The organism is Paenibacillus kobensis NBRC 15729, assembly GCF_004000825.1.
In the GTDB taxonomy this organism is placed as follows: Bacteria; Bacillota; Bacilli; order Paenibacillales; family Paenibacillaceae; genus Paenibacillus_T; species Paenibacillus_T kobensis.
Map to the genome: position 1 here is coordinate 110471 of NZ_BILZ01000008.1, position 15995 is coordinate 126465.

16 protein-coding genes and 1 pseudogene are annotated in these 15995 nt (G+C 53.2%); all 17 read right to left on the reverse strand.

Features of this window, described 5'->3' with window-relative positions; translation table 11 throughout:
* Positions 1 to 20 precede the first annotated feature (20 nt).
* Positions 21 to 551 (reverse strand): thiol-disulfide oxidoreductase ResA, encoded by a 531-nt coding sequence (resA, locus tag PKO01S_RS07960; RefSeq protein WP_127530795.1) that lies wholly within the window; start codon positions 549 to 551, stop codon positions 21 to 23.
* A gap of 588 nt (positions 552 to 1139) precedes the next feature.
* Positions 1140 to 1877, reverse strand: a pseudogene (locus PKO01S_RS29305) (pseudouridine synthase); the annotation flags it as partial.
* Between the two features lie 98 nt (positions 1878 to 1975).
* Entirely contained in the window at positions 1976 to 2476 is a 501-nt protein-coding gene (locus PKO01S_RS07970) for a spore maturation protein (RefSeq protein WP_174818557.1), read from the reverse strand.
* Between the two features lie 25 nt (positions 2477 to 2501).
* A complete protein-coding gene (locus PKO01S_RS07975) occupies positions 2502 to 3146 on the reverse strand; it encodes a nucleoside recognition domain-containing protein (protein WP_127530798.1) in 645 nt (214 codons plus the stop codon).
* 7 nt (positions 3147 to 3153) lie between these two features.
* Positions 3154 to 4356, reverse strand: coding sequence for a D-alanyl-D-alanine carboxypeptidase family protein (locus tag PKO01S_RS07980; RefSeq protein ID WP_127530799.1), 1203 nt, complete (start codon positions 4354 to 4356; stop codon positions 3154 to 3156).
* A gap of 200 nt (positions 4357 to 4556) precedes the next feature.
* Positions 4557 to 5159, reverse strand: a complete 603-nt coding sequence (locus PKO01S_RS07985) for a response regulator transcription factor (protein WP_127530800.1) — start codon at positions 5157 to 5159, stop codon at positions 4557 to 4559.
* A 19-nt stretch (positions 5160 to 5178) separates the two neighbouring features.
* On the reverse strand, positions 5179 to 6261 hold the full coding sequence (locus PKO01S_RS07990) for a sensor histidine kinase (protein ID WP_246070485.1): 1083 nt from the start codon (positions 6259 to 6261) through the stop codon (positions 5179 to 5181).
* A 43-nt stretch (positions 6262 to 6304) separates the two neighbouring features.
* Entirely contained in the window at positions 6305 to 7060 is a 756-nt protein-coding gene (locus PKO01S_RS07995; protein ID WP_127530802.1) for an ABC transporter permease, read from the reverse strand.
* Positions 7061 to 7130: 70 nt separating this feature from the next.
* Positions 7131 to 8027, reverse strand: coding sequence for an ABC transporter ATP-binding protein (locus tag PKO01S_RS08000; RefSeq protein ID WP_127530803.1), 897 nt, complete (start codon positions 8025 to 8027; stop codon positions 7131 to 7133).
* A gap of 250 nt (positions 8028 to 8277) precedes the next feature.
* Positions 8278 to 8730, reverse strand: a complete 453-nt coding sequence (gene ytfJ / locus PKO01S_RS08005) for a GerW family sporulation protein (protein WP_127530804.1) — start codon at positions 8728 to 8730, stop codon at positions 8278 to 8280.
* Between the two features lie 202 nt (positions 8731 to 8932).
* Complete coding sequence (locus tag PKO01S_RS08010) at positions 8933 to 10696, reverse strand: ABC transporter ATP-binding protein (protein ID WP_127530805.1); 1764 nt, start codon at positions 10694 to 10696, stop codon at positions 8933 to 8935.
* A 1-nt stretch (position 10697) separates the two neighbouring features.
* Positions 10698 to 11846, reverse strand: a complete 1149-nt coding sequence (locus PKO01S_RS08015; protein ID WP_127530806.1) for an ArsR/SmtB family transcription factor — start codon at positions 11844 to 11846, stop codon at positions 10698 to 10700.
* Positions 11847 to 11984: 138 nt separating this feature from the next.
* A complete protein-coding gene (locus PKO01S_RS08020) occupies positions 11985 to 12671 on the reverse strand; it encodes a DUF2953 domain-containing protein (protein WP_127530807.1) in 687 nt (228 codons plus the stop codon).
* Positions 12672 to 12757: 86 nt separating this feature from the next.
* Positions 12758 to 13414, reverse strand: coding sequence for an SMC-Scp complex subunit ScpB (gene scpB, locus PKO01S_RS08025; RefSeq protein WP_127530808.1), 657 nt, complete (start codon positions 13412 to 13414; stop codon positions 12758 to 12760).
* On the reverse strand, positions 13383 to 14165 hold the full coding sequence (locus PKO01S_RS08030; protein ID WP_127530809.1) for a segregation and condensation protein A: 783 nt from the start codon (positions 14163 to 14165) through the stop codon (positions 13383 to 13385). The genes scpB and PKO01S_RS08030 overlap by 32 nt, the downstream gene beginning before the upstream one ends.
* A gap of 71 nt (positions 14166 to 14236) precedes the next feature.
* Positions 14237 to 14704: a 6,7-dimethyl-8-ribityllumazine synthase gene (gene ribH / locus PKO01S_RS08035; RefSeq protein ID WP_127530810.1), complete on the reverse strand. Its 468-nt coding sequence runs from the start codon at positions 14702 to 14704 to the stop codon at positions 14237 to 14239.
* 79 nt (positions 14705 to 14783) lie between these two features.
* Complete coding sequence (locus PKO01S_RS08040) at positions 14784 to 15974, reverse strand: bifunctional 3,4-dihydroxy-2-butanone-4-phosphate synthase/GTP cyclohydrolase II (RefSeq protein ID WP_281278836.1); 1191 nt, start codon at positions 15972 to 15974, stop codon at positions 14784 to 14786.
* Positions 15975 to 15995 lie beyond the last annotated feature (21 nt).

Genomic DNA, 15995 nt, shown 5'->3' on the forward strand with positions numbered 1-15995 from the left:
CTCCTTACTAGACATACGAGCTAGGTTTGAAGCAGCTTCTCGATTCGTTCGTCGATGTCCTGCTCAGTCATGCCCCCGACGAAAATATCCATGATCGTTCCGTCAGGCTTGATGAAGAAAGTCGACGGATACTGTTCAAGCCCGTATCGCCGCTCTATCATCTTGTTCGCATCCCGCAATATCGGGTACGACAAATCAAAATCTTTGACGAAATTGTTAACCGTCAAATCGCCTTCACTTAAGTTCACCGCCAATATTTCGAACGGCTTGTCTTTCCATTTCAAATACTGCCGCTCGAATTCCGGCATTTCCTTCACGCAAGGCGGACAGAATGATCCCCAGAAGTTAAGGACAACTGCCTTCCCCTTATAGTCCGAAAGCTGATGCTGCTTGCCCGTCAGATCCAGCAGCGTAAAGTTAGGCGCAGCGCTTCCGACCTCTGGACGATCGCTGTCAGACGACGCAAAGAGCGCCTCGCCGATCGCATATCCGCCGAGCAGCAAGACGCCGAGCATGATTACGATTTGTATCGGTTTCCGATACTTGCCCAAGCCTATCACCTCAAGTCTGTTGCATATACGTCGATTTCTTTCTTATTATAACGAAAATTCGACGGCATTTATAAATGCCGTCGACGATCATTTATGAACTTTATGTGACCTTCTGCTGCTCTGAGAGCTGCTGCCTTTGCCTGGCCGTGAAGAGGACCATTCCGATGACCTTCCGCCGCTTCGATCCGCGCCGCCGGAAGCCTGTCTTTGCGACGAACCTCTGCCTTTGCCGGCTTGCGGTTGTTGATCGTTCCGCGGTTTGCGCTCAGTACTAGCGGCGCCTGTGCGTCCCAGCGTCTTGCTTCCCTGAGGTTTGCTTCCTTGAAGCTTGCCGCCCTGCGATGTGCTGCGCTGCTGACGAGCCTCTGCTGCACTGCGCTTCTCGCCCTCGGCAATAATCGGGGAAAGCACCGACTTCGCATACGAATCCCGCGATCGGCTTCCAACAGGCTTCGCTGCTTGCTTCTGCCGTGCCGGCTTGCGTCCTGCTGCCTCTGGCTTGCCCTTCTTGTTCTCTTCGGACAAATGCTTCGGTTTCGGCTTCGGCTTCCACTCCGGTTTCTTCGCCGGCTTATCCGAAACGACATGACGGCTGCTGCCTTCCGCCTTCGCTGCTTCGGCACGAAGCTCTGCGATCTCTTTTGGCGTCAGAGGACGCCAGCCGCCGCGCTTTAAGTTCTGCAAACCGAGTTCGCCGAACTTGACCCGCTTCAACCGGGTAACCGGATGGTCAATCGCGTCGAACATGCGGCGTACTTGCCGGTTGCGGCCTTCGTATATCGTGATGCGGATCGTCGATTCCTTATGATCCGCCTGCACGTCCTGATACTCGACTTCGGCCGGCGATGTCATGCCGTCCTCCAGCTCGATGCCTTTTCTCAACTGCTCCAGCTTATCTCCGTGCGGAACACCATTAACGGTCGCCAAATAAGTCTTCGGCACATGGTGCTTCGGATGCGTCAGCAAGTTGGCGAACTCGCCGTCGTTCGTCAACAGCAGAAGCCCTTCCGTATCGTAATCGAGCCGGCCGATCGGATACAACCGCTGTTGGATGCCGGTCAAGAAGTCCGACACGATCTTGCGGCCCTGCGGGTCCGACGCGCTCGTGATGACGCCCTTCGGCTTGTTCAACATAATGTACAGCTTTACTTCCGATTCAATTGGCTTGCCGTCCACCGTAATGACATCTTCCTGGGGATCGGCTTTCGCCCCGAGCGTCGTAACCGGAACTCCGTTCACTTCCACTTTTCCGGAAAGAATCAGCTCTTCGCACTTGCGCCTGGAGGCAATGCCTGCTTGCGCTAAAATTTTTTGTAAACGTTCCAACTTTTTCACCTCAACCTCCATATTAACTTTAAGCAGACAAAAGCACAAGTTCAGCAATCGAGCCGATTCGACTCGTTCTGCGAACTTGTGCTTCATGATTAACCGAACATAATTAAACAAACTGCGATCGAAGCGGCAAAGCCAACGAGATCCGAGAACAACCCAACCTTAAGCGCATACCGGGAGCGGCGGATGCCGACAGCGCCGAAATAAACGGTGATCACATATAAGGTCGTATCCGTACTGCCTTGAATCGTCGATGCGATTCGTCCTATTAGTGAGTCTGGTCCGTATGTTCGGATCAAATCAGTCGTATAAGCTAGCGACCCTGCGCCGGTCAGCGGCCGCAGCAAGCCTAGCGGCAGCACTTCGGCCGGTACGCCCAGAGAGCTTAGCATCGGCTTGAACGCCGCGAGCATGACATCCATGGCTCCGGACGCCCGAAACATGCTGATCGCAACCATCATGCCTACGATATGAGGAATTATGCCGATTGCAGTACCGAAGCCTTCTTTGGCTCCTTCGACGAACGTTTCATACACAGGTACTTTCTTAAATGCCGCGTACAGCGGAATAAATACGATAAGAGCAGGAATCATCCAGACCGACAGCACCGACAGCCATTCAACCAACGGCCTCACCCTTTCCGTTAGGCGGAGGCGACGCCGCGTACGGCGGCACCGGCGGCCTCTTCACCGCCCGGCTCCGGTACCACCTGTCCGCTGCTATTGCAGCGGCGGTGGCAACAGCGGTTGCCGCGATCGTCGAGCCGACGATCTCAGCAGCGTTCGCAGACTCGTATTGAAGCCGGATCGCGATCAGCGTAGTCGGTACAAGCGTAATACTGGATGTGTTGAGCGCCAGCAGCGTACACATAGCCGGTGTCGCCGTACTCGGATCCGGATTCAGCTTCTGTAGCTCCTGCATCGCCTTAATGCCCATCGGCGTCGCCGCATTGCCTAGCCCAAGCAGATTCGCAGCCATATTGCTCATAATGTAGCCGAGCGCTGGATGCTGGCGCGGAATGTCGGGGAACAAGTACCGGACCGCTGGCCCCATCATCCTGGACAATACGCGGAGCAATCCGGCATCTTCGCCGATCCGCATTAATCCAAGCCAGAATACAAGGATACTAATTAATCCGAAGCTGACCGTAACACCGGTCTTCGCACCGTCGAATGCTGCTTCGGTCACCGCTTCCAGCTTCCCTGTCACTGCGGCTGATACGACGCTGACAACAATCATAAACAACCAAATCCAATTGACCATTCCAGTCTCACGCTCCTCCCCCGAATAGCGCTTTAACGACGGACTGAAGCGAATGCCGGAACGAGAAGCCTGCCGCGTCCGCGCTTGTCTCACGGTCCGCTGCCGGATACGGCCGTTTCTCCCTCCATAACAACCGTTCGCTTCCCGTCTCATAGACCGGTACAGAGCCGATCACGCGGCCGTCAAGCTCCCATTCAAGCGTTCCGCGTTCCCCAAGAACATAACGCGTGCTGCCCGTCTCGATCAGCTTCAGCTTCGACCGGAGCTCGGCTGCTTCGCCGTCGGCCAGCGCATAACGGAACGTACCTCCCGCGGCAAGCGGATATCCGCTGATCGGTTGGCCTTGCTTCGCAATGACGGTAAGTGAATAATGCTTGAAGCCCCAGTCCAGCATGCTGCGGTGATCGGACCAATCGTCCCGGTCGTTAATCGTCACTGCAGCAAGCTGCTGGCCGCCGCGCGTAGCGGAACTGACCAAACAGCGAAGCGCTGTTTTCGTATAGCCGGTTTTTACGCCGTCTGCCCCTTCATACAGCGCAAGCATCTTGTTTTTGTTCGTCCATTCATAATCCCACGGATCGTTCGGATTCGGCGCTTTCTTCACCCGCGTCTTGACGATTTGAGCGAAAGTCGGATTGTGCAGCGCATAAGCTGTAAGCTTGGCCAAATCGTTGGCTGTCGAATAATGCCCGTCCTGATCGAGACCGGACGGATTCATGAACTGCGTATTCGTAAGCCCGATCCATTCGGCCTTCTCGTTCATCAGCTTAACGAACCCTTCGATAGTGCCGCCGACATGCTCGGCAATGGCGGTTGCCGCATCGTTGCCCGAGCGGAGCATTAAGCCGTAAAGCATATCTTCCAGTTTCATCTCCTCGCCTGCGCGCAAATAGATGGAAGAGCCCTCTTTGCCGGCAGCTCGAACACTGACCTTCACTTTGCTGTTCAGATCGCCCTGCTCGATGGCCACTATGGCCGTCATTATTTTCGTCAGACTCGCGATTCGCATCGGTTCGTCTCCGTTTTTCGTATACAAAATCCGTCCTGATGCGACATCAATCAAAGCTGCGCCCTTCGCTTGTGTGCTGATCGGCGACAGCTTCGCAGCGGCCGCAACAGATTGGAGACCGAACGTCCCAGCCAGCAGCACGATCGCAGCAGCGGCCGACAGCCGCCGAAAGCGCGGACGGCGCAACGATAACAAGCTCATGCTCATGTACCCTCCCACAACGCTAAGGTGTAATTTGCCTGCTTGTACAGCTTATGCCTAACCGCCTTCCTTTATGCTCGTCCCCCGCTCCTTGGGCCCTCAACCATGCGCACCAACGCAAAAAAGGACCGTCCGCAATCATCGACATGACTCGGAACAGCCCTCTAATTTAGTTTCTTGAGAATATTTCATGGATCCACTCAGCTCAACCAACCATTCTTGTTCGCAATGACGATTGCATCGATCCGGTTTTTCGCGTCAAGCTTACGGATGGCTTCGGACAGATAATTCCGGACCGTACCGGAGGTCAAGTACAGCCTCTCCGCTATATCCCTTGCTGACAAGCCGTCACCGGCGAGCCGAAGAACTTCCTGCTCCCGCTCCGACAGAGGATTCTCCGTCTCCCACAGCGACATGGCAAGCTCAGGGCTCACCGATCGGCCGCCTTCATATACTTTGCGCAGCGCTGCGCTAAGCTCGTCGAATGGCGAATCTTTCAGCAAGAATCCTCCGACGCCCGCCCGCATCGCTCTCTGAAAATAACCCGAACGTGAGAACGTTGTTAATATGACGACTTTGCAGTTTAGCTTATTCGCCACTATCCGTTCCGCGACATCGAGCCCCGACATGCGGGGCATTTCGATATCGAGCAGACACAGATCAGGACGAAGCGACTCGATCAGCTCGAGCGCCTGCTGGCCGTTATCGGCTTGCCCGATAACCTCGATGTCATCTTCCAGATCGAGCAGCGCGCTCAGCGCACCACGGAGCATTCCTTGATCCTCAGCGATTACGACCTTCATCTGTGTCATCCATCCTTCTCTATGTGCGGGCTACGAGCGGCACTCTAATAACCGTACGCGTACCGTTGCCTGCGCTGGATTCGAGCATGACCGCTCCTTCCACAAGCTTGAGCCGTTCTTTCATCCCCGACAAGCCATGGCCCGAGGCCAGGACGGCCGCCGGCACGTCTGCGATTCCGCATCCGTCATCGGCAACGATGAGTACGAGTCGGTCATCTTCGTTCCGCCTCTCGATGACACACTCTTTGGCACCGCTGTGCCGAACGACATTCGTTACGGCTTCACGCAAGCACATCCCCATAATATTGTTGATAATAGGCGACGCTTCTTCCGGGAGAAATTCGCCTTCGATCCGCAGTGAAATATTAGCCGTAGCAAGAAGCTGCTTCGCATGAATGATCTCGTCTTCGACGGTCGCCATATTCAAACCCGACACGAGCTCGCGAACTTGCTTCAACGCCGCCCGGGAAGTCGACTGAATGTCGCGCACTTCTTGTATGGCTCTCTCCGGATTTTTCGCGATTAGTTTCTCGGTTAATTCGCTCTTCAAAGTAATAAGAGATAACGAATGGCCAAGCGTATCATGCAGATCGCGCGAAATGCGCGCACGCTCCTCATTGGCCGAAAGTCTCGCGATCTCCTCGTTCGCCATGTTCAGCTTTTCCTTCAATTCCTTGGAACGGCGCCCGATTCGGATCATGAGCGGAATGAACAGCATGACCAGCACGGTTGGGATCGTCAGGTATAAGTCATCCATCGCAATTTCGTTGCGGTTCGCCACGAATACGAACACCACTAGTGCGAGCAGCGCGAGCCAAGCCGTCAAGAGGTGCCGGTTCGAACGGAGCATCCCAATAACGGGCGTCGGATAGAAGCCCATGAACAAAAAGCTTGCATCATATTGATAGGCAAAATAACCGATAAGCGCAATTTGGGCAAGCACCAGAACCAACCGCCCAGTCTCGAATAAGAAACTGTATACATACACGACCGCGAACAGCAAGAGAACCGTTATGCCGGCAACGATATCTTCCGCCGAACGCTGCATAATAGCATGCAACGGAAAGGACAAGTATAGAAGCCAAATAAACGAGACGAACAAAGGCGGCCTCCCTGGAGACCGCGCATGAAAGTTGAACATAGAACTAGACCGCTTCCTGTTTTTTCATGATATAGGAGGATAATATCACAGCGCCGATAACATATGCACCAAGCACCAACACACCCATCCAGTCAAACGTGCCGCCGCCGATCAAATTGCGCGCCTCATAGCCGAGCCAATACGTCGGCATCGCATGCGCAATCACTTGCATCGTACTCGACATCGTTTCCGTTGGCGTCCACAGTCCGCCGAGCAACGACATGCTCATGTAGACGATCATGCCGACGACCTGTACGACGTCCGCATTGCGCACTGTACCGACAAGCGTGCCGATCGCCATGAACGAGAAGCTGCCGAACCAGATCCACAGTCCGCTCTCGATCCATAACGAACTGCTAAGATCGACTCCTTTGACCGTAGCAGCAACGATGAACAGGATAATAATCATGAACAAGTTGATAACCGCTTGCGCCGCAACTTTCGATACGACGAACGCCCATGACGGCAGCGGAGTAATTTTCAGCAGACGAGCCCATCCTTGCGAGCGTTCCTTCGAAAACTTCTGGCTGAGCGTCATGATGCCCGATCCCGCAACGCCGTACGCCGCCATCGACATTAAGTAGTATGCGCTCCAATCGATACCGCCGACTTGCATTTCCGAATCCATCGAAGAGGTGAAAATGAAGTAGAAAGCGATCGGCATAATAATCGTGAAGAAGACGAATCGTCTATTGCGCAGCGTGCGGAGCATTTCCACCTTGAATTGAGCGACCGCCGCTCTTCTCATCGTAATATCCATATCGTTAACCCCTTTTATACAGAATAGTCCATTGCCGCCGTTAGCCGTTCCGTTGAAGCGGCAATTACTCTTACTCTTGCAAGCTGCTGACGAGCGTACGGAATGCTTCCTCCAGACCGCCGCTTTGAATCTCGATATCTTTCATCGGGATTCCCCGTTGTACGAGCTCTACGATAAGCTGGTCCGTATTGTTGCTGAACAGCTTTACCCGTCTGCCGCTCCACTCCGTCTCGGCAATACCCGGAATCGTCCGCAACCTTTCATTCGTCACGCCGTCGCCTGCCGTGAACGCAATCGTCCGGCCGAGAGCGGTCGCCTTCACTTCGCTCGGCGTGCCGTCCGCAACCAAACGTCCGCCGTTAATGACGATAATCCGGTCCGCGATCTGATCGGCCTCCTCTAAGTAATGTGTCGTCAGCACAATCGTACGGCCCTTATCGGCCATCGCTTTCACGGTGTCCCAGAACAATTGACGTGAAGTGACGTCCATTCCGACTGTTGGTTCATCCAGGAACAGCACTTCCGGATCGCCGGCTGCTGCCATCGCGAAGCCGAGCCGTCGCTTCTGGCCGCCGGACAGTGCCGTTGCCATTTTGTTCTTCTCTTCCGCCAGACCGCTTATAGTGAGCAATTGCTCCAGCGACAGCGGCTTCTCATAATAATGGCGGAACAAGTTGATCGTCTCAGCCACCGTCAAGCTGTCAATGACGCTGACGTCTTGCAGCATCGCGCCAATCCGGTCGCGAACCTTGCGGTGCTGCGGATCGTCGCCGAGCAGCTTGACGCTGCCGTTAGTCGGCTGCAATAGTCCAAGAATAAGCGATACGGTCGTCGTTTTCCCGGCTCCGTTCGGTCCAAGCAATGCGACAACCGACCCTCTCTCAATCGTCAACGACAAGTTGTCGACCGCCTTTTTGCCTTTAAATATTTTGCTTACATTGCGAAGCTCAATAGCTGCTTCTTTCATCCGCTCATCCCCGTTCTTCATTTATGATCATGATGCCTTAACCGTCCATGTTAACTGCTGCTCAATTGCTTATAACCAAATCATAACGAACACGGCTTAATCCCGATAGGCCAAAAAGTCATCACTTTCGGATGACAAATGTCATATGTACATCCATACCTATGAATGGAGCTCAATTTATAAGTGCATAATAAAAAGCCCGCTTCGATTACGTATCGAAGCGAGCTTCTGTTAGTGTGAATACGGTGAATTAGATGAGCGGGTCCGTTACCGATTCGTGCGAGTGATCCTTTTTCAGCATCCCTTGAATCCGGTCGAACACATGAGGTGCAGAATCGATGACACGCTCAATGAGATGCGTATTGTTGTCGAGCGGAACGACTTTGACCCCATGTGTGCCTACGACGAGGAAAGCGATCGGCGTAATCGATACGCCGCCGCCGCTGCCGCCGCCGAACGGACTTTGTACCGATGCGGATTGGCCTTCATGCGGCGTAGACGAATGGGAACCTCCGCTTGATGCCGAACCGTCTAGCCGGATGTCGCTGCCGCCTGCGACAAAACCGAATCCGACCTTGCTGATCGGCATAATGACACTTCCGTCAGGCGTTTGAACCGGGTCGCCGACAATAGTATTGACGTCGACCATCTCTTTAATATTTTCCATTGCAGTCTGCATGAGACCTTCAATCGGATGATTCATTGCTGCTCCTCCTCTGTGCGGTATGGATAAGGACTTCCGTACGCTTTTTGTATTGTGCCCTCACAGGGATGGAGTATGTATGACATCAAGCACCACATTTGAATTTCCATCGAACAAATTCAACATCAAGAACAAGATTGCTGGAGTCGTATCATCTGCTTAATTACTTAGCCCAATGGTTGTTCATACTAACGAGACCGTTCTAAGCAATCTCCTCTTCCGCTGACTCGGAGATCGACTGGCTGTTATACATCCGCCGGTACAGCGACGATTGTCCTATCAGTGTCTCATGGCTTCCAACCGCTTGAATTTGCCCGTTGTCCATGACAACGATAAAATCTGCATCGCGAACGGTATACAATCGATGGGCAATCGTAATCGTCGTCTTGCCTGCCGACGCTAGGTCGAGCGACGACAATATCTCCTGTTCCGACTCCGAATCAAGCGCCGATGTCGCTTCATCCAGCAGCAGGATCGGCGCATCTCTTAACAGCGCTCTCGCTATCGCGACCCGCTGCTTCTGGCCGCCCGATAAGCCTGCCCCATGCTCGCCGACTTCGTTATCGATGCCAAGCGGCAGCTTCATGATAAAATCATGCGCGTTGGCTGCTTGTATCGCGTCAACGAGCTGCTGCTCCGTCGCATCCGGATTGCCGTGAAGCAGGTTATCCCGGATCGTTCCGGCGTACAAGCGCGTCTCTTGCGGTACCAGAGCGTAATAGGCTCGCAATTGATGGACATCCAGCTCCCGCACATCCATACCGTTCATACGGATCTCTCCGGCCTGAGCCTGCTGAAGTCCAAGCAGCAATTTCAGCAGAGTCGACTTGCCCGATCCGCTCGGACCGACAATGCCGATCCGTTGACCTTCCTTGATGGTCAGTGTTACGTCTCGCAGCGAACCCGAACCGCCTGACGTATCGCCGCCGTAGCTGAAGCTGACCCGGTCTAGTTCGAGCTGGCGGAATGCGGGGGAAGCTCCCTTTCGCTGATCGATTGAGTCCGACTCGACCGGACGATCGATCAGTTCAAATATCCGGTCTGCAGCGCCAACCGATTGTTGGACGCTGCCCCAGGTTGAAGCGAGCCCCGTGAACGGCCACGTCAGATGGTTCAATAATTGAATGAATGCGATAAGGCCGCCGATCGCCATCTTGCCGTCAGCGACAAAGTATGCGCCGCATACGAATGCAACGACGAACGACATGAGTCCTACACCGCTGGCGACTCCCGCCACTGCCGCATTCAACCGGCCGCCTGCAAGTTCTGCCCCCATAACCTCTTTGCTCTTATCCCGGTAAATGCTGAACAGTTTGCGCTCGAGCCCGAACGTTTTGAACACAAGACTCGTGCTCAGCACATCCTGCAGGAACGTCTGCTTGCTCGCCATCCGCTCCTGAAGCTTCATCGCATTGCGATGGAGAGAACCGCCGAAGACAATGCCAACCAGAACCGTCGTAGGACCGATTAAGAGACAGATGAGTGCGAGCGGCCAATAGATGTTTAGCAAAAATATAAATGAGGCGACAGCTAGCAGCGGATTCCGTATGAGCGACAGCAACGAGTGACCGAACAGATCGCCGATTGCTCCATTATCTGATGTCAGACGTGCCGTCAGCTCGCCCGAATGCGTTCGTTCGAGCTCCTTGCCCGTTAATCTGACAATGACATTCATCGTATCGGTTCGCAGATCGGACCGTATTCGCGATGATACCGCCGTTTTTAAATAAGTGTCCGAATAATGGAACAGCGCCGTAAGAACAAGCAGCACAGCGCCGGCAGCCAGCATCATTCCAAGCTTCGACATTTCGCCTGCAGCAGCAATGCTCGTCATTCGATTCAAATATTGCGCCGTAGCAAGCTCAATTCCAATGCCGACCAGCATACAGAACAGCAAGCCAGCGTACAGGAGCCGATACCTCTTCGTATAGGAGAATAGCCGTCGCAGCGAAGAACTTATTCTCATCTTACCGCATCCTTTCTTGGTGGCGAGCCGTCAGAGTTTCTTTAGCCGAATCGAGCAGCAACCGGATTTGATCGTTGCAAATGCTGAAGTAGATCCGCTTATCATTGGAAAGGTTCGCATCGATCTGGATAATATCCAGCGCCAGCAAGAAACCGGTGTGGTAAGTAACAGCCCCTGGCGTTATACTCAGTTCATCTGCCAACTCTTTACCAAATCGCGGCCGTTCCTGCAGCAGACGCAGCATCTCCAGTCTCCGCTTGTCCGCAAGCGCCTTGAACAGCCGCTCCAATTGTTCCATATCCGCAACTGGGCCGAAATACCGGTCATTCTGACTGCCAATAACGGCCCAATCATACTCCTCGCCCGGCTCAAAAATTGCGCTGCCGACCTGTTGAATGGCGCTGACATGAAATCGTGTAGACTTCTTCAATAACGAGACATCGGTCTTAAATACCCGTCTCAGAAAATCCGAATTCTGTTCGAACGCGAGTTGGTACCGCTCTGCCGATTCCATCGCCTCGTCACGCAATTGCTCCGCTAGCTGACGAAACACTTTCGAATAGAAGCTCCGAATGAGCAGCATATACCGGTCCTTGGTCTCATCCGGATTGTCCATACATTCAAGCAGCAGCTGCCGCTTTCTCTCCAAATCTTCGCTCAGGGACGTTAATTCGGATATACGAAGCCGAAGCTTCTTTCCGTCGGCCGACAGCGACTCCCAGCTTTCGTCCCCGAGCAATTGAGCCCATTGTTCCAAGAATAAGCCAGGAACCATGTTGCGGATGATTTCCTCGGCTGGTATATCATCCAGCCTTTCGATCCAATGCTCCGCGCTTTCTTCATCAGAGTGAGCAATGATCGACATCAGAAATCCGCAGTCCAGATTGAACGGGGTCAGACTGACCGTCTGAGGATCGGTCGAATCCAACGATTCGAAGAAGAACGAGATCTCCCGCTTCAAATGAGACGATAAGGTACTAAAATGCTGCTCCGCACCGATCAGAATCCCCGTCTCCGTATCAATGTTCATTTGTTTGGCGATCCGGCGGTATTTCGGAAGGTCCGCCATCAGCTTCATCATGTTATACAGCTCGAAACATTCCGAATAGAGAAAGCGAACCGTGTGCTCTCCTGTATCTCGATCAGGCATAATAGTGACCCCTCATTCCAAGTTTAATAATAGTTAAATGTTTACTCATTATGTTTAATTAATATTAAACTTAATGTCCCTTCTTTTGTCAACCATTGCCAAATAAAAAAAGCCGCCCTCCATCCTCTGGAGAACAGCCTATTCCGTAACTTTAGTCGCTAACCGTCCAAGACTGCCCGTACCTGCCCGCAGTTTGCGTATGCCCATTACCAATCGGATGCCGGCTATGCCGGCTTGTCCTAACCGGATATGTGCGACGAACCGGAATTCCGATTCGATGCACATTCGATTATACGCTGGCTGAACATCAAGCTCGGGCGGAGCACATAGATGGACAATTTGCGACGCAACACCCGCAGCCGTCGTCTTGACCGACCAGAGCATACCTGTCGCCATCGCCGTCCACATCGCATCGTCCGTTCCGACGAGCGTAGACCATTTAAATTGCTGTACTTTTACGTTCCTCAGCACTTGCTTGGCCAGACCGGCAATCCCTTCAATCTGCTTCACAATTCGATTAAGCCGATTTGCAATGCCGACGACTCTCTCTGCGTTCAATTGCTCTTCTGTCTCCTCATGCCCTCGCTGATTATCGGTTTCGCTTCTGAGCTTAATGCCTCGGTTGGTCCATTCGATAACCGGCATCCGCCATTTGAGCCGGACAAGCCCGTATAGCGCCTTGACATGAACCTCCAGATCGTCATTGAAATTTACTTTCTTCATTTCGGTCGTGACTACGATTGGCGAGATCCACAGCAATAATCCGAGCACAAATAAAAAGCCTGCCGCGATCAACCATATCCAACCGTGAGGAAAATCCGACATTTGCGGTTCCTCCGTTCCTATTCTGGAAGGCTTGCGCCTAGTTGGTTATAGTATGACCCGGCAGGCCGATCTCATTCGATCTGTACTTACTCTTCACTCTCGTCCGTTGCTGCGATCTCCTTCGGGAACGACGGAATCGGCGGCACAGGCGGCAGCTCGTCGAACGTCATCTGACGGCCGTCGAACTTCTCGAACAGCATGTTTGTGCCTTCTTCCAGATCCTCTGCCGACACATTCGCAGGCTCCGGCAATGCGCTCAGAGCAGACAAGCCGAAATAATCGAGGAACGCCTTCGTCGTACCGTACAAAATCGGACGGCCGATTGCTTCCGCGCGCCCTACCTCTTCGATCAAGTCCTTGGATACGAGCGATTGAATAGCGCGGTCGCTTTTCACCCCGCGAATTTCCTCAATATCAACGCGCGTAATCGGCTGTTTGTACGCCACGATCGACAACGTCTCCAGCGCAGCCTGCGATAGACTGGCACGGGAAGGCGAATAAGCCATCCGTTCAAAATACAGCGCATGCTCTTGATGTGTCGTCATCCGGTAAGCGCCGGCAACCTCCGTAATTTGAACGCCTCTAGCTTCACGTTTCAAATCGCACTTCAAGTCATAGACGAGTTCTCCTGCAAGATCCGTGTCCACTTGTAATATTTCTGCAAGCTGCCTGGCGTTCAAGCCGTCTTCTCCGGCCATGAACAACAAGCCCTCAATAATCGATTTGTACCTCTGATAGTCCATTGAACGACGATTCTCCTCTCCAATGAATGACGATGTCGTCGAACGATTGATGCTGATGGCAACGAATATGCTTCATCTTCATCAGCTCCAATATCGCAAGAAACGTGACGACGATTTCGTGTCGATCCATATTTTCCCGGATGAGCTTCGAGAATCGAACCGTTTCGTACTGTTTCAGCACTTCGACAATATCCCGGATCCGGTCCTTGACCGAAATTTCGTCCCGGCGTACCGTCGCAACGACATTGCGCCGCGCCGCCTTGCGCAAAGCCTTCTGAAACGCCTTAACCAGGTCAGAGATGTGGAGCCCCTCTACCGGATTGGACGGCTGCTCGCGCAAGTAAGGCGTCATATCTTCCGGCTCCTTCGCGAACACGAGGCTGCGGGCGAACTCCTTGTCCCGCAGATCGGCTGCAATGAGCTTATATTTGCGGTACTCCAACAGCCGCCGGATAAGCTCCTCCTGAGGGTCCGGACCGTCGTCCTGCCACTCGTCGAATTCGTCCAATTCGATGACAGGCGGCTTAGGAAGCAGCTGCTTGCTCTTGATTGACAGCAAAGTTGCAGCCATGACCAGGAACTCGCTCGTTACTTCGAGCTCCAGCTCCTGCATCGCGTGCAAATATTCCATATATTGATCGGTTATCTCGCTGATGGATACTTCGTGGATGTCGATCTCAGCCTTGTCAATCAAGTGCAGCAGCAGATCGAGCGGTCCTTCGAACGATTCCAGCTTATACGTCACCGTCACGGCGTTGTCCTCCCGGCTGTTAGTCGGTTATGTCAATCTGGAGAACGCAGAAGCTCTCCTACTGACCGCTATTAGCCCCGCAGTTGACGCGTCAAATTCGCCATTTCGATCGCGGAAGCCGCCGATTCATAGCCTTTATTGCCTGCTTTCGTACCTGCACGCTCGATCGCCTGCTCGATCGAATCGGTCGTCAATACGCCGAAGATCGTCGGTACGCCCGTCTTGAGCGCCGTTGCCGCTACGCCTTTAGCCGCTTCGTTGCAAACAAAGTCAAAGTGCGGCGTTGAACCGCGGATAACCGCGCCCAGCGTAATAACAGCGTCATATTTGCCGCTCTCAGCCATCTTCTGAGTTGCAAACGGAATTTCGAACGCACCTGGAACCCATGCGACTTCAATCTCGGAATCTTCCGCACCGTGGCGCTTCAGAGCATCCAGCGCGCCGGACAGCAGCTTCGTCGTAATAAATTCGTTGAAACGTCCAACGACGATCCCGTATTTCAAGCCTTGCGATACTAAATGTCCCTCGTAATGTTTCATAGTTCCTCTTCCTTCCATTTATCCGATAGTATTAGTTGGCGGCACTAGGCACCGCCGCAGCATGCCGATGTTCGTACGATTACTTCTGTTGGTTAAGCTTGTTCAGCGGAACGCGCTCCACCACTTCAAGGCCGTAGCCTTCCAGCCCTTTGATTTTGCGCGGATTGTTCGTAAGCAGCTTCATTTGGCGAATGCCAAGATCTTTCAAAATTTGAGCCCCGATGCCATATTCCCGCAAATCCGGATAAAATCCAACCTTCTTATTCGCCTCGGCCGTGTCGAATCCCTGCTCCTGAAGCTGATAAGATTTCAATTTGCTAAGAATTCCTGCTCCGCGGCCGTCTTGACGCATGTACAACAGCACGCCGTTGCCGGCTTCCTCGATCTGGCGAAGCGCCGCTTCAAGATGATCGCTGCAGTGGCAGCGCTTGGAATGGAACACATCGCCCGTCAAGCATTCCGAGTGAACGCGTACGAGCGTCGGCTTATCCGGCGAGACCGTGCCTTTCACGAACGCAAGATGCTCTTTGCCGTCAATTTGGCTCACATAGCCGAACACGTTGAAATTACCGTATTCCGTCGGCATTTTCACTTCAACTGCCCGTTCGATCAGACGTTCTTTCTCATTCCGGTACTTGATCATATTTTCAATCGAGATCAGCTTCAAATTATGCTTTTGCTTGAACTCGACCAGATCAGGCAGCCGTGCCATCGTGCCGTCTTCTTTAATGATTTCGCAAATAACCGACGACGGTTTAGCGCCGCACATACGTGCAAGATCAATCGCCGCCTCCGTATGGCCAGCACGGCGCAGCACGCCGCCATCCTTCGCGATCAGCGGGAAAATATGTCCCGGCCGGCGGAAATGCTCCGGCTTCGCCGATGGGTCGATCAACGCTTTAACCGTCTGTGAACGTTCATGCGCCGAAATACCGGTCGAGGTCGAAATATGGTCAACCGATACGGTAAAAGCTGTACCGTGATAATCGGTATTATGATTCACCATCGGCGGCAGATTAAGCTCTGCGGCCCGCTCCGCCGTAATCGGTACGCAGACCAATCCGCGCGCTTCCGTAATCATGAAATTGATCGCTTCCGGAGTCGCTTTCTCCGTCAGCACGATCAGGTCGCCTTCATTTTCGCGGTCCTCATCGTCAACGACGATAATCGGCTTGCCCATCATTAAATCTGCGATTGCCGATTCAATGGAATCGAAATGCACCGCTTCTTCGCTTGCAGTCTGTGAGGCTGCCTTCGCATGCTCCATCATCGCTATTCCTCCTATCCGTCT

What these genes read in the sequence shown, in the direction of transcription:
- PKO01S_RS07970 (WP_174818557.1), bottom strand. Translation starts at nt 2,476, where the DNA reads ATGATTCCTGCTCTTATCGTATTTATTCCGCTGTACGCGGCATTTAAG.
- PKO01S_RS07975 (WP_127530798.1), bottom strand. Translation starts at nt 3,146, where the DNA reads ATGGTCAATTGGATTTGGTTGTTTATGATTGTTGTCAGCGTCGTATCA.
- PKO01S_RS07980 (WP_127530799.1), bottom strand. Translation starts at nt 4,356, where the DNA reads ATGAGCTTGTTATCGTTGCGCCGTCCGCGCTTTCGGCGGCTGTCGGCC.
- PKO01S_RS07985 (WP_127530800.1), bottom strand. Translation starts at nt 5,159, where the DNA reads ATGAAGGTCGTAATCGCTGAGGATCAAGGAATGCTCCGTGGTGCGCTG.
- PKO01S_RS07995 (WP_127530802.1), bottom strand. Translation starts at nt 7,060, where the DNA reads ATGGATATTACGATGAGAAGAGCGGCGGTCGCTCAATTCAAGGTGGAA.
- PKO01S_RS08000 (WP_127530803.1), bottom strand. Translation starts at nt 8,027, where the DNA reads ATGAAAGAAGCAGCTATTGAGCTTCGCAATGTAAGCAAAATATTTAAA.
- ytfJ (WP_127530804.1), bottom strand. Translation starts at nt 8,730, where the DNA reads ATGAATCATCCGATTGAAGGTCTCATGCAGACTGCAATGGAAAATATT.
- PKO01S_RS08010 (WP_127530805.1), bottom strand. Translation starts at nt 10,696, where the DNA reads ATGAGAATAAGTTCTTCGCTGCGACGGCTATTCTCCTATACGAAGAGG.
- PKO01S_RS08015 (WP_127530806.1), bottom strand. Translation starts at nt 11,846, where the DNA reads ATGCCTGATCGAGATACAGGAGAGCACACGGTTCGCTTTCTCTATTCG.
- PKO01S_RS08020 (WP_127530807.1), bottom strand. Translation starts at nt 12,671, where the DNA reads ATGTCGGATTTTCCTCACGGTTGGATATGGTTGATCGCGGCAGGCTTT.
- scpB (WP_127530808.1), bottom strand. Translation starts at nt 13,414, where the DNA reads ATGGACTATCAGAGGTACAAATCGATTATTGAGGGCTTGTTGTTCATG.
- ribH (WP_127530810.1), bottom strand. Translation starts at nt 14,704, where the DNA reads ATGAAACATTACGAGGGACATTTAGTATCGCAAGGCTTGAAATACGGG.
- PKO01S_RS08040 (WP_281278836.1), bottom strand. Translation starts at nt 15,974, where the DNA reads ATGATGGAGCATGCGAAGGCAGCCTCACAGACTGCAAGCGAAGAAGCG.